The organism is Pseudomonas sp. O230 (assembly GCF_045447035.1).
Lineage (GTDB): Bacteria > Pseudomonadota > Gammaproteobacteria > Pseudomonadales > Pseudomonadaceae > Aquipseudomonas.
The window spans coordinates 1-13,333 of record NZ_JBJGXN010000003.1; the positions used below are offsets into that span (position 1 = coordinate 1).

At 61.4% G+C, this 13,333-nt stretch carries 7 protein-coding genes and 2 pseudogenes; 6 read left to right on the forward strand and 3 right to left on the reverse strand.

Annotated elements, in window-relative coordinates:
- Positions 1-56: 56 nt before the first annotated feature.
- Positions 57-980: a TIGR03571 family LLM class oxidoreductase gene (locus tag ACI77H_RS06465; protein WP_407011050.1), complete on the reverse strand. Its 924-nt coding sequence runs from the start codon at positions 978-980 to the stop codon at positions 57-59.
- Between the two features lie 266 nt (positions 981-1,246).
- On the opposite strand from ACI77H_RS06465, the pseudogene mrdA reads away from it, so the two are divergent.
- The 5 genes and pseudogenes from mrdA (at position 1,247) to ACI77H_RS06490 (ending at position 8,833) form a co-directional block, all read left to right on the forward strand.
- Positions 1,247-3,139, forward strand: a pseudogene (mrdA, locus tag ACI77H_RS06470) (penicillin-binding protein 2).
- Positions 3,140-3,257: 118 nt separating this feature from the next.
- A pseudogene (locus ACI77H_RS06475) lies at positions 3,258-5,162 on the forward strand (sigma-54-dependent Fis family transcriptional regulator).
- Positions 5,162-6,880, forward strand: coding sequence for an ABC transporter ATP-binding protein (locus ACI77H_RS06480; protein ID WP_407011549.1), 1,719 nt, complete (start codon positions 5,162-5,164; stop codon positions 6,878-6,880). Before ACI77H_RS06475 ends, ACI77H_RS06480 begins: the two are co-directional and overlap by 1 nt.
- The gene (locus ACI77H_RS06485) at positions 6,870-7,547 is read left to right on the forward strand and encodes a S8 family serine peptidase (RefSeq protein ID WP_407011052.1); all 678 of its coding nucleotides are present in this window, start codon (positions 6,870-6,872) and stop codon (positions 7,545-7,547) included. The genes ACI77H_RS06480 and ACI77H_RS06485 overlap by 11 nt, the downstream gene beginning before the upstream one ends.
- Positions 7,544-8,833 (forward strand): NAD(P)/FAD-dependent oxidoreductase, encoded by a 1,290-nt coding sequence (locus ACI77H_RS06490; protein WP_407011053.1) that lies wholly within the window; start codon positions 7,544-7,546, stop codon positions 8,831-8,833. The genes ACI77H_RS06485 and ACI77H_RS06490 overlap by 4 nt, the downstream gene beginning before the upstream one ends.
- A 110-nt stretch (positions 8,834-8,943) precedes the next feature.
- Here the strand turns inward: ACI77H_RS06490 and ACI77H_RS06495 are convergent, their stop codons facing one another.
- Positions 8,944-10,434 (reverse strand): aldehyde dehydrogenase family protein, encoded by a 1,491-nt coding sequence (locus ACI77H_RS06495; RefSeq protein ID WP_407011054.1) that lies wholly within the window; start codon positions 10,432-10,434, stop codon positions 8,944-8,946.
- A gap of 231 nt (positions 10,435-10,665) precedes the next feature.
- Positions 10,666-11,388 carry a hypothetical protein gene (locus ACI77H_RS06500; protein WP_407011055.1) on the reverse strand — a complete coding sequence of 241 codons (723 nt, stop codon included), beginning with the start codon at positions 11,386-11,388 and terminating at the stop codon, positions 10,666-10,668.
- A gap of 357 nt (positions 11,389-11,745) precedes the next feature.
- Here ACI77H_RS06500 and peaA point away from each other — a divergent pair, with 357 nt between their 5' ends.
- On the forward strand, positions 11,746-13,326 hold the full coding sequence (gene peaA / locus ACI77H_RS06505; RefSeq protein ID WP_407011056.1) for a quinohemoprotein amine dehydrogenase subunit alpha: 1,581 nt from the start codon (positions 11,746-11,748) through the stop codon (positions 13,324-13,326).
- Positions 13,327-13,333 lie beyond the last annotated feature (7 nt).

The following is a 13,333-nucleotide window of genomic DNA, read 5'->3' on the forward strand; positions in this document are numbered from 1 at the left end:
AGGAAAGTGGCGAAATAAGGGCAGCCTCATTGGCTGCCCTTGAAGCCACTGCGTTGTCAGTGAAACTTCGGCAGAACGTGTTCAGCGATCTCTTCAATAATCTCGGCAACCGGTCGTTCACTGCGACGCACATGCAGGCCAACATGCTGTACCCCAGCCTCACGCAATGCCTGAAGCTCATCAATCAACGCCAACCGCCCGCAAATGCCGCCGAAACGTACACGTCGCATCGGTGTGTGAGGATTGGCTGCCAAATCCAGGTGGACGAAGCTGATGTAAGGCTTATCCCCACCCACCTCGCGCCACAACCCAACCCGACGCCGATGTTCATCTGGTGTACCCGGGTAGGCGAGCCAGCCATCCATGTGCTCACCAATCCATGCGGGTGATTGCTGACCAAGACCTGCCACCAACAATGGAACAGGCTCACCTCGCTGCGGAAGCAGGACCGCACCTTCAGGCAGACGGCCTTCACCCTGGTCGCGCAGCAACTCCACCGTGTCGCGAAAAATCTCTCCCCGCTGAGCGTAATCCACTCCAAACAACGGATATTCCATCGGCCGGTCGCCACTGGCCACGCCGAGCAATAAACGTCCATCACTCAACTCATCAACACTGTTTGCTGACTTTAACGTGAGCCAGGGCTGACGCAATGGCAGTACCACCGCCGCCGTACCCAACATGATGTTGTCGGTGATTCCTGCGAGGTATCCAAGGTAGGAAAAGGTTTCGAACACCTGCGCCGCATCGCCGAAATTCGGGTCGTAAACCGGTACATCGCGCACCCATAGAGCGCGGAACCCAGCCTTGTCTGCCAGCCGCGCCATTGCCGCATGTTGCTTCAGGTCCGGAACACCGAAAGGGCGATCCTCGGCAATTCGTCGTCGCTGGCCGTCGCTGGACCAATCGTTATCCAGTGGCAACTCCAGCCCAATGGAAAAACCGCTCAAACCGAGTAATCGTGTAAATCGTGGATGCATGAAAAGACTCCAACAAAGGGAATGACATGCACCCAGTATCCACAGGCCCCTCTGCAAGAAAAATGCATGAATCGGAACATCAGTTTTGAACAAATCGCACGAGCCACAAAAAACCAACCATCGTTTTGGCCCTCAAGGGACAACCGTTAGAGGAAATCGCACTAAAGTGACCGTATGGTTTTTGGTATGGTGCAGCTCGTTTTTTAACGGACTGATTTCAAGCCTACGGATCGGCGACCCTTTTTAGTTAAAGAGCAGCTGCAGAAATGCCCCAACCGATACCGATCAAGGACCACGAAAAAGAGACGCGCCTGGTCAACAAAAGACTGATGGCTTGCGCCTTGTTCGTCGTCGCAATCACCTGCGCGCTGGTGGTGCGCCTGTACGTGCTGCAAGTGGTCGAGTTTGACTATCACTCGACCATCTCCGAAAACAATCGCGTCCACGTATTGCCCATCACCCCCACGCGCGGCTTGATCTACGACCGCAACGGCGTGGTCCTCGCCGACAATCGCCCCAGCTTCAACCTGACCATCACCCGGGAGCGCGCCGCTGACGTCAAAGAAGAGCTGGATGAGGTGGTCAACCTCCTGCACCTGCCCGCAGAGGACCGGACGCTGTTCGACAAGGCGATGAAGCAGGCGCGCCATCCATTCGTGCCCGTCACGCTGTTCTACGAACTCAGTGAAGAGCAAATCGCCGTACTCGCCGTCAACGAATTCCGCCTGCCAGGAATCGACGTTGAGCCGCAGTTTGTTCGCCACTACCCGATGGGCGCGCACTTCGCCCATTCCATTGGCTACGTCGGTCGTATCAACGAGAAAGAATCCAAGGCCCTGGATACTGTCGAATACCGGGGCACCCAATCCATTGGCAAAACCGGGATTGAAAAGTTTTATGAATCAGAATTGCACGGCCACGTCGGTTACGAAGAAGTCGAAACCAACGCTCAAGGTCGCGTGCTGCGAGTGCTCAAACACACCGATCCAGTACCCGGTAAAAACATCGTCCTGAGCCTCGACGTCAAACTTCAGGAAGCCGCCGAAGAAGCCTTGGGTGATCGTCGAGGTTCAGTGGTCGCGCTCGATCCATCGACCGGTGAAGTGTTGGCCATGGTCAGCAAGCCAAGCTTTGACCCGAACCTGTTCGTGACCGGGATCAGCTTCAAGGAGTACGCGGCACTGCACGACTCCATCGACCGGCCGCTGTTCAACCGCGTGCTGCGCGGTCTCTATGCGCCCGGTTCGACCATCAAGCCTGAAGTGGCGATTGCCGGACTGGATGCGGGTGTCGTGACCCCGCAGACCCGCGTCTTCGACCCTGGTTATTACCAACTCCCGGACTTCGATCACAAGTACCGTAACTGGAACCACAGCGGTGACGGTTGGGTGGACATGGACGCGGCGATCATGCGCTCCAATGACACCTACTTCTACGACCTGGCGCACAAGCTGGGCATCGATCGACTGCACGACTACATGGCGATGTTCGGTCTCGGCGAGAAGGTCTCGCTGGATATGTTCGAGGAGTCTGCCGGTTTGATGCCGTCCCAGGCGTGGAAGCGCGCCACTCGCCGTCAGGCGTGGTTCCCCGGTGAGACAGTGATCCTCGGCATCGGCCAGGGGTACATGCAGGTCACGCCGTTGCAGCTGGCTCAAGCCACTGCGCTGATCGCCAACAAAGGTGTGTGGAACCGCCCGCACCTGGCCAAAACCGTGGACGGTGTGGCGCCAGTGGATGAGCATCCGATGCCAAACATCCTGTTGAAAGACCCGCGTGACTGGGAGCAGGTCAACCACGGCATGCAAATGGTCATGCACGACGCTCGCGGGATCGCCCGAGCGGCGGCGCAGGGCGCTTAGTACCGCATTGCCGGGAAAAGCGGTACCGCGCAAGTGGTCGCGATCAAACAGGGTGAGCGCTACAACCGGGCGAAAACCCTTGAGCGTAACCGCGACAACGCCTTGTTTGTCGGCTTCGCGCCGGCCGAGCACCCGAAGATTGTGATCTCGGTGATGATCGAAAACGGTGAGGCTGGCGGTCGCGTCGCCGGGCCTGTGGTGCGACAAATCATGGACGCCTGGTTACTCGATCAGGACGGTCACTTGAAACCGCAGTACGCCACGCCGAGTAAACCGCCTGGCGATCCTCACGTTTAAGTGAGAACGTAAAACCCAAGCGCCATAAGGCACTTGCCATCGCCCTGACGTTAACGTAAAGATTGCGGCAGGGCGCTGAACTTAAAAAAGCGCAGGGCGGACCGATCCGGAGCGCTTGATGACGCTAATAAAAACAACTTCCCCCAAGCTGCACCGTGAAGCCAGGCTGGCCCGGGAAAAACTCCATCTCGAGGGCGAAGTCCCCGATGGCGTGTTACGGGCGGAAATCGATGCATCGTGGCGCCGTAGCCTCAGCCATGGCGTGCATTTCAACAGCCAACATGAACTGGCGCTGGAATCGAGCGCGAGCCTCGACGTGCTGCTGGCGAGCAATCGCCTGCTGATCGACGCAGCATTGCCGGCGATCGATTACCTGGCCGAGCGTCAGGGCAAGGAAGGCCTGATCATCCTCGCCAATTCCGACGCGACCATCCTCGCCGTCGAAGGCCGCGCCGATCGCCTCAAGGGCAGCGGCCTGCAGGACATCACCCTTGGCGCCTGCTGGAGCGAAGCCGCTCGCGGCACCAACGCGCTAGGCACCGCACTGGTGGAAGCCCGGCCGACGATGATCGATTGCGGCGAGCACTACCTCGATCGCCTGACCGATTTCTCCTGCACCTCGGTGCCGATTTATTGCCCGCAAGGTGACATCCTCGGCGTCCTCGACCTGACCCGCGAAGGCCCGCTCGGCCGCGTGCACGACAGCACCGCACTGTTGGCCATGGCGGTCAGTCAGATTGAAAGCCGGGTGTTCAACGCCAGTTTTCCAGAGCAGATCGTGTTGGCGTTCCACAGTCGTCGGCAGTACCTCGAATCCCCTTGGCAGGGCCTGTTGGCGGTGAGCCTTGGCGGGCAGATTCTTGCGGTCAGCGCCCAGGCGTGTCAGTTGCTCCACGCCGAACGCTCGGCACTGGTCGGTCGTCGTTGCGAAGAGTTTCTCGGCGTCGACGGCCTGCAACTGTTGTCGCGTCTGCAGCAGGGCGGCGTCGGCAGTTTGCAGACCGCCAAAGGTGAGTTCTTCTACAAAACCCTACGTGCGCCGCAGCGGTCGATCAACGTCAGCACACCACCGCGCAGCACCGCCAAAACCACTAAACCGCCACCGGATCTCGACGCCCTGGCCGGCAGCAATGTCCGTTATGCCCGCGCTCTGCGCATGGCCCGTCAAGGGCTCGCCAACGAATTGCCAGTGTTGCTGCTGGGCGAAACCGGCACCGGCAAGGAAGTGATCGCGCGCGCCTTGCACATGGCCGGCAGCCGCTGCGACAAGCCTTTCGTCGCGGTGAACTGCGCGGCGATCCCCGAGGGCTTGATCGAGTCCGAGCTGTTCGGCTACCGCGAAGGTGCGTTCACCGGTTCGCGGCGCGGCGGCATGGTCGGGCGTCTGCAACAGGCCCACGGCGGCACGCTGTTTCTCGACGAAATCGGCGACATGCCGCTGGCCTTGCAAGCGCGTCTGCTGCGCGTCTTGCAGGACCGTAAAGTCGCACCTTTGGGTGCCGGTGAAGAACAGGACATTGACGTTGCCCTGATCTGCGCCACCCACCGCGACCTCAAACGCCTGGTCGAATAAAAACACTTCCGTGAAGACCTGTACTACCGGGTCAACGGCATCAGCGTAATGCTGCCGGCCCTGCGCGAACGCGACGATTTCAGCGCTTTGGTCGGTCGTCTGCTGGCCAGGCTCGACGCACCGGGCATGGTCCTGCATGACGATCTGAATCGCCTGCTCGCGGGTTATCACTGGCCGGGCAACATTCGGCAACTGGAAATGGTCTTGCGCACTGCGCTGGCCATGCGCGAGCCGGGGGACACGGTGCTCAGCCTCGACCACTTGCCTGACAGCATGCTCGACGAACTGAACGCCAGCGAACGCCGCCCGTCGGGCAGCATTCGCGAAAACGAACTGGAGTTGATTCGCCAGTCCCTGGACAGCCATCAGGGCAACGTTTCGGCCGCCGCCGATGCCTTGGGCATCAGCCGCGCAACTCTGTATCGCAAGCTCAAACAGTTGCGTACATGATGCAGCGCCTGATCGTTCGGCTGATCGACAGCCAGAATCCCGAAGCCCTGCAAGCGGCGTTGCGCTGGCTCTACAGCTTTGTGCGCCCGCATCGTCTGGCGATTGCCGGGCTGCTCGGTTTGTCAGTCTGCGCCTCGTCGCTGGTGCTGGTGCAGCCGTGGTTGACCAAGCTGCTGATCGACGATGGCTTGCTGGCACGCAACTTCCCCATGCTGGTGCTGGTCGCCGGGCTAATGATCGTCGCCGGGTTGCTCGGCACGGCACTTTCAGGGATCAATCGTTACCTGCACACGCGGTTGTCCGGGCGGATTCTGTTCTCGCTGCGCGACGACCTCTATCGGCATTTGCAAACCCTGTCGCCGAGTTTCTACGGGCAACGGCGCATCGGTGACCTGATGTCGCGCCTCGATGGCGACGTCGCGGAGATCCAGCGCTTCGCGGTGGACTCGCTGTTCTCGGCGGTGTCGAGCGTGGTCGGCCTGGTGGTCGCGGTGGCGATGTTGCTGACGTTGTCGTGGCAGTTGTCGCTGCTGGCGCTGGTACTGATTCCCCTCGATGTGCTCTGGCTGCGCTGGATGCGCCGCAAGGTCGAGCGCGATGTACGGCAGTTGCGCGAGCGTTCGGCGGACATGTCGTCGTTCATGGTCGAGACCCTGCCGGTGATGAAATTCATCCAGTCCGCCGGTCAGCAGCAGCGTGAATCAAAGCGGCTGGAGGCGTTGGGGCAAGGTTACATGAGTCAGTTGCTGCGCCTGCAAGTCACCGAGTTCTTCACTCAGGCGGTGCCGGGGACGCTGACGTCTCTGTCCCGTGCCAGTGCATTTTTGATTGGCGGTTATTGGGTGGTGCAAGGGACCTGGCAACTGGGCGCGCTGATCGCGTTTTCCACCTATCTGGGGATGGCGGTCGGGCCGGTTCAAAGTCTGCTTGGGCTCTATGTTGCGATTCAGCGGATGACCGTCAGTCTCGGGCGCGTGATGGAATTGCGCGGTGAAGAACCGACGGTGCTGACCCCCGTTGAACCCAAGCCCATGCCGACCTGCGGCGAACTGCGTTTCGACGACGTGCACTTCAGCCATCCCGGTCGCCCGAGCACCTTGCGCGGCATCGACGCGCGGATTCCCTACGGTTTGAAAGTTGCTCTGAGCGGCGGCTCCGGGGTCGGCAAATCGACGCTGATCGATTTGCTGCAACGGCATCACGACCCACAGTCCGGGCGGGTACTGCTCGGCGACGTGGACCTGCGGGAACTGGACCTGTTCCAGTTGCGCCGGCGGATTGCCGTGGTCAGTCAGGACATCGTGCTGTTTCGCGGCAGCCTGGCCGACAACCTGGCTTACGCCGTGCCCGACGCCAGCCGTGAATCGATTGCCGAGGTGGCGCGGCTGGCACAACTCGACAGCCTGATCGCCTCATTGCCCGAAGGCCTCGACAGTCCGTTGGGCGAACGCGGGCAGCAGTTGTCCGGCGGGCAGAAACAGCGCATCGCCATCGCCCGGGCGCTGTTGCAGGACCCGCTGATTCTGGTGCTCGACGAAGCCACTTCGGCGGTGGATGAAGCCACCGAACGCGAAGTGATCCAGGCCATCGACCGACTGTTTGTCGGACGCACGCGCATCCTCATCAGCCATCGCCCCTCCACCCTGGCGGATGCCGATCTGCGCTTTGAATTGCTCGACGGCGTGCTGACATCGAAAACGGTGCTGCATGAAGTCTGAACTGCGAATCGGTGTGGTCGACAGCGGCCATTCGGCGGCGCAACGGGTGCAGGTGATTGCCGGACGGCGGTTTTCGTTGCTGGCAGACGGCCTGGCCGAAAGTGACTTGCGCGACGACCCTCTGGGCCACGGCAGCGCGGTGATCGAAGCCATCAGTCATCGGGCGCCTTCGGCGGTGTTCTGCGTGGCTCAGGTGTTCGATCAGCGTGGCGTCACCAGCGCCTTGCAGATCGCCACGGCGATTGACTGGCTGGTGGCGCAGGACGTGCGGCTGATCAATCTGAGCCTCGGTTTGCGCCAGGACCGCAGTCTATTGCGCGAAGCCTGCGCAGCAGCGGTAGCGCACGGCATCCTGCTATGTGCGTCGAGCCCGGCGCAGGGCGAGGGCGTGTTCCCGGCGAATTATCCACAGGTGCTGCGGGTGACCGGCGATGCCCGTTGCGCCGAACAGGAATGGTCATGGCTCAACAGTGCTCAGGCAGATTTCGCCGCGTGTGTGCATGGCACCTATCCGGGGCAGTCCGGCGCTAGCCTTGGCTGTGCGGCGTTGAGCGGGCACATTGCCGGTTTCCTCGTTGCACAGCCTGAGGCGAACAACGAAGAGGTCATTGAGTGGCTGCGGGAGAATGCCCGTTATCGCGGCCCTGAACGGCGCTTCGGCGCATGATCCTGATTATCGGCGCAGGGCCGGCGGGAGCGGCGGTGGCCTTGGGTTTGCGGCGGCTCGGTTACCCCGTGACGCTGGTCAGTGAGTGGCGCCGCTTTGCCGCGCTGGAAGGCGTGTCGGTGCGGGTGCTGGAGGCCTTGCGCGGTGCCGGTTTGCATAAGGCGCTGGCGGATGCGGCCTTACCGTCGCAGCGGCAGGTGTCGTGGAACGGTCAGCAACATGCACAAAACATCGAATTTCTACTCGACCGGCCGAGCTTTGATCGCGGTCTGCGGGAGGACCTGCGCCTGGCGGGCGTCGAGTTGATTGAAGGCCGGGTGCTGACGGTACAGACCTCGGCGACGGGGCATCGGGTCGAGATTGAGGGACATGAAGCGTTGCTTGCGGACTTCCTCGTAGAGGCGCGCGGACGCCAGGCGCCGGCGCTCGGCAAGGGGCTGCGCGGGCCAGAGACGGTCAGCCTGCTCAATCGCTGGCAAGGTGCGCCGGGTGACACCGCCAGTGCCGTGGAAAGCCTTGCGGACGGCTGGGCGTGGATGGCGCGACGGGCGGACGGTCAGTGTTATTGGCAGTGGACGGTGGACGTCGCCAGCGCTGCGCTGCCGGGCAAGGCGCAATTGCTGGATTACTGTCGCCAGCGGCGCCAGGACTCGACCTTGGCACGGGCGTTTTTTGCGAGCGAACCTGAAATCGACCTGCAACTGCATGCGCGCAGCAGCACCGCGATTCTGAACCCGCAGGTGTGTGGCGAAAACTGGATTCGGGTCGGCGATGCGGCGATGGCGGTGGACCCGCTGTCCGGCAACGGGATTTTTCAGTCCTTATCCTCGGCGTTGCAAGCGCCTGCGGTGATCAACACCTTGTTGCGAAAACCTGAGCGAGCGGCGTTGGCGCAGCGCTTTCATCAGCAGCGGGTCGAGCAGTTGTTTTTGCGTTTTGCGCGAATCGGGCGGGATTTTTATGCCGATGAGCAGCGTTGGCTGAATCAGCCGTTCTGGCAGGCGCGGCGGCAGTGGCCGGATGCTGAAGAGGCGCATGCCGAGGCGGATTTTGCAGCGCTGCGGATTGAGCGGGCGCCGGTGTTGAAAGATGGTTTTGTCGATGAGGCCGAGGTGGTGATTACGGCAGATCAGCCGTTGGGGATCTGGCATGTGCAGGGGGTTGAACTGGCGCCGTTGCTGCGCAGGTTGCGGACCGAACCGGCCGGGCAGGCGTTGGCGGGGTTGACGGCGGAGCAGGGCAGGCTGGTTCGCAGTTGGTTGTTGGGGCAGGGTTTTAAACCCTGATTTTTGTGGTGGTTGGGCGGCCCTCATCGCCAGCAAGCCGGCTCCTACAGGGGATTTAAATCACTGTGGGAGCGGGCTTGCCCGCGATGGCGGCCTGTAGGGCGCCGCTGTTACAACTTGATCAACACCGACTTCAACTCGGTGTAATGCTCGATCGCCGCATACCCCATCTCGCGCCCGACCCCCGACATCTTGTACCCGCCAAACGGCAACGCCGGATCAAGCGCACTGTGACAATTGACCCACACCGAACCCGACTTGATCCGCGGAATCATCCGGTGCACCGCCGCCAGATCATTCGACCAGATGCTAGCGCCAAGCCCGTACGGACTGTCATTGGCCATGCGCAACGCATCGGCTTCATCATCGAACGGAATCGCCACCAGCACCGGCCCGAAAATCTCTTCCTGCACCAGCGAGTGCTTCTGATCGACATCGACGATCACCGTCGGTTTGACGAAGAATCCCGGCCCGAATTGCTCACCGCCGCAGGCAATCGTCGCGCCACTTTCCCGGCCCTTTTCGATGTACCCGTAGACGCGCTCCTGCTGACGCGCCGAGATCAGTGGCCCCATCTCCACGCTCGGGTCCAGCCCGCTACCGAGCTTCATGGCGTTGGCAATGTCGGCGATGTCCGCCACCACATTGTCAAAATGCTTGCGCTGCACGTACAGCCGCGAGCCGGCACAACAGACCTGACCCTGATTGAAGAAAATCGCGCTGGCAGCGCCTGCGGCGGCGGTCTTCAGGTCGGCGTCGGCCATGACGATGGTCGGCGATTTGCCGCCCAGCTCCAGGGTGACGCGGGTCATGGAGTCCATGGCGATCTTGCCGATCTGCTTGCCGACGGCGGTGGAGCCGGTGAAGGTCAGCTTGTCCACCAGCGGGTTGTGGGTCAGCGCCGAACCGGCGGTGATGCCGGTGCCGGTGACCGCGTTGAACACGCCTTCGGGGTAACCGGCTTCCAGCACCAGTTCGGCGAGTTTCAAGGCAGTCAGCGGGGTTTCATCGGCAGGCTTGAGCACCACGGTGCAACCGGTGGCCAGGGCCGGGCCGAGTTTCCAGCAGGCCAGCAGCAGCGGGAAGTTCCAGGCGACGATGGCGCCGACCACGCCCACCGCTTCGCGACGAATGAAACTGTGGAACTGATCGTTCGGCATCAGCGGCAGCGACACTTCAACGCTGGAGCCTTCGATTTTGGTTGCCCAACCGGCCATGTAGCGCAGGAAGTCGATGGACAGTTGCACGTCCATCACTTGGGCCACCGCCGCGCTTTTGCCGTTGTTCAGGCATTCCAGCTGCGCCAGCAGTTCGGCGTCGCGCGCCATCAGGTCGGCGAGTTTCCACAACAGGTTCTGCCGCTCTCGGGGGCGGGTGCGGGTCCAGGCGGAATCATCGAACGCCTGACGCGCCGCGAGCACCGCACGGTCAACGTCTTCGGGCGTGGCCCGCGGCACCACGCACAGCACTTCGCCGGTGGCCGGGTTGTGCAGGGGCATGGTCTGGCCGTCGGCAGCCTCGACCCAGTCGCCGCCGATAAGCATGCGCGGGGCGCGCTGGATGAATGCCGAGGTGGCGGGAAGCAGGTAAGGGAGCGTCATGGCGAGGCCTCTTGTTGTTCGTGAGAACGAGGCTTTCGCAATGGCTGTGCCAACTGTCCGGAAGGGCCGAATCGCCCTTTGGCGGCGGGCGCTGGGTGGGATCCGTGGTCGACAGCAACCGAGGCTTTGTCGCAAATCGCGACTGCGCCTGAGATTCAAGAGACGGGTTTTTCAGCCCAGGCCGAGGGTGAGGCCTGAGCTGATTCGGGCAATCCGCGCCTGTTGTCGAAATCAGGCCGTCACGTCGACCTTATTGCGTTCGCTCAGCATCTGCACTTCCGACGCCTGCGTCATCCGTTCGCCTTTGCTCCACAACTGAGAAGAGAAGAAGCCGTTCAGGGTTTCAGCGTTTGGCGCCGAGCCTTTTTTCAAGAACAGCGCGCCCAGATCGATGGTGCTGGCGAAGTTCTCCTTGTTCAGGTTGTACCCGCCCACGTAGGCGCCCCCCCATACGGAGTCGGCGGCCACCAGGTCGATGGAGGCGTCGCGGTAACTGCTCGCTGCCGATTTGAGCGAACTGGAGGCATTCAGCAAATTGTTCAGCCGATTCATGTCGGAAGAACTGAGCGCGCCTGAACTGTTGAGGGCCTTGAGGCTTCCATCCGCTTGAATGGTGAAGCCGAATTTTTTCTCGGCGAGGTCCGGATAGGCGTGGGTCAGCGCGGACTGGAACTCTTCGAAAGAAAATTTCAGTGATTGATGGGCGTTTTTGTGTCGCTCGGCAACCTGCGGGAAATCGGGTGACTGGGAGCGGCCGATCCAGGTCTCGATCGACTCCAGGGGCAGGCTGGTTGCAGGTGCTTCATCACTTGGATGGTAAATCGCCGCCGGATTGATGTTTACCGTGGTTTTCTGCTGGTCTTCAGTCAGCGTTTTCGCTGTCAGCGGTTGGCTGGACTGGCTGAGTTGAGCGGCCGATGGCTGGATCAAGGCAGAATTTAAAGAAATTGCCATGTCGTCATTCCCTTAACGTTTGGTGTACGCAGGTTATCGACGGGCCGGGGGAAAACTTGAGCGCTGGCGCGGTTCGGCAGACTCGGTGAGTCACGTTTGGCTGGGGCAACTATGCTTGTCTCAGACTGCAACACCTGTCGCGATATTAGACGCAGGCAAACTCGATCAGGCAGGGCCAACAGCACTCAACTTTACGTAACTTATTGATAAATAAGGTAACCAACAAGCTGGCACGCTCCGTGTATTGCTCATTGCAGACGTTTCTCTTGCCTCCGTCTGCGGTGCGCCGCCGGCGGCAGAAACCATAAAAACGATAAGCCACAAAAATAAGAAAGCACCGTGCGAGGTTCGACGTTGATGAAGAGAAAACTCCGATCAGGCCTGAGCGCCAGTCTGCTGGCCGTAGCCGCGTGTGTGGCGCTGCATTCGCCTTACAGCCTGGCAGCCCGCGACGCCCAGACCATCCTCAAGGAAACCTGTCAGGGCTGTCACACCCCTGAAGCCGAAAACGCCCTGAGCCGCATCAGTCACCAGCGCAAAACCCCGGAAGGCTGGCTGATGAGCATCGCCCGGATGCAGACCATGCACGGTTTGCATATCAGCGATGACGACCGCCGCACCCTGGTCAAATACCTGGCCGACACCCAAGGCCTGGCGCCGAGCGAAACCGATGGCGTGCGTTACGCGTTGGAGCGCCGACTCAATACCGTTGAGAAATTCGACGACCAGACCAGCCAGATGTGCGGCCGTTGCCACTCCGGGGCACGGGTCGCCCTGCAACGGCGTCCGGCCCAGGAATGGGAGCGTCTGGTGAACTTTCACCTTGGTCAATGGCCGTCGCTGGAATATCAGGCCCTGTCTCGCGACCGTGACTGGTTCGATCTGGCTCGAAAAGAAATGGTGCCGCTGTTGGCCAAGCGTTATCCGCTGGACAACCCGGCCTGGAAAAAATGGCTGAGCGCAGCCCCCAAAGCCGAAGCGTTTGTCGGCGACTGGAGCTTCAGCGGCCACCTGCCGGGCAAAGGTGAACTGGCCGGCGTGATGAGCGTCAGCGCCGCTGGCGACGACACCTTCAAGGTCAGCGTCAAAGGCCAATACGCCGACGGCACGGCGTTCAATGGCGACGGCAGTGCAATTCTCTACAGCGGCTACGAATGGCGCGGCAACGTGACCATCGACGGCGTGACCATGCGTCAGGTGTTCGCCGCTCAAGGCCATGCGATGCAAGGCCGGATGTTCGAGGCCGAGCATGACGAGCGCGGTCTGGACTTCGTCGCGGCCAAGCAGGGCAGCAGTCGCTTGCTGGCCGTTCAACCGGGTTATCTGAAGGCTGGCGCCGAGACCGAAGTCACCCTGATCGGCAGCGGCCTCACCGGCAAACCGAACTTCGGCAAAGGCGTGGAAGTGGTCGAAGTGCTGGAGCAAAGTCCGGAACGCATGCGCGTCAAGCTCAAGGCCGCCAGCAACGCCCAACCGGGGCTGCGCAATGTCACCGTCGGCACACTGAAAGGCCCGACCCTGTCGGTCTACAGCAAAATCGCCGAAGTCAAAGTCGTGCCCGAGTTCTCGGTGGCGCGGATCGGCGAGGGCGGTGGTTCGACACCGAAAGTCCAGGGCCGTTTCGACGCTGAAGCCTGGGGCAAGGGCGCTGACGGCAAGCCGTATCGCATCGGTGTGTTCCCGGCGCAATGGAAAGTCGAAGCCTTCGACGACCGTGCCAAGGAAGACGAAGACGTCAAGTTCGCCGGCACCATGCAAGCCGACAGCGGCGTGTTCACCCCAGGCGATGCGGGGCCGAACCCGCAACGCAAAATGTCCACCAACAATGCCGGCAACCTCAAGGTGATTGCCGCTGTCGACGACGCAGGGAAATCCCTGACCGGCGAAGGCCACATGATCGTCACCGTGCAACGCTGGAACAATCCACCCATTCCATGAGTTGGCT

What these genes read in the sequence shown, in the direction of transcription:
- ACI77H_RS06465 (WP_407011050.1), bottom strand. Translation starts at nt 980, where the DNA reads ATGCATCCACGATTTACACGATTACTCGGTTTGAGCGGTTTTTCCATT.
- ACI77H_RS06480 (WP_407011549.1), top strand. Translation starts at nt 5,162, where the DNA reads ATGCAGCGCCTGATCGTTCGGCTGATCGACAGCCAGAATCCCGAAGCC.
- ACI77H_RS06485 (WP_407011052.1), top strand. Translation starts at nt 6,870, where the DNA reads ATGAAGTCTGAACTGCGAATCGGTGTGGTCGACAGCGGCCATTCGGCG.
- ACI77H_RS06490 (WP_407011053.1), top strand. Translation starts at nt 7,544, where the DNA reads ATGATCCTGATTATCGGCGCAGGGCCGGCGGGAGCGGCGGTGGCCTTG.
- ACI77H_RS06495 (WP_407011054.1), bottom strand. Translation starts at nt 10,434, where the DNA reads ATGACGCTCCCTTACCTGCTTCCCGCCACCTCGGCATTCATCCAGCGC.
- ACI77H_RS06500 (WP_407011055.1), bottom strand. Translation starts at nt 11,388, where the DNA reads ATGGCAATTTCTTTAAATTCTGCCTTGATCCAGCCATCGGCCGCTCAA.
- peaA (WP_407011056.1), top strand. Translation starts at nt 11,746, where the DNA reads ATGAAGAGAAAACTCCGATCAGGCCTGAGCGCCAGTCTGCTGGCCGTA.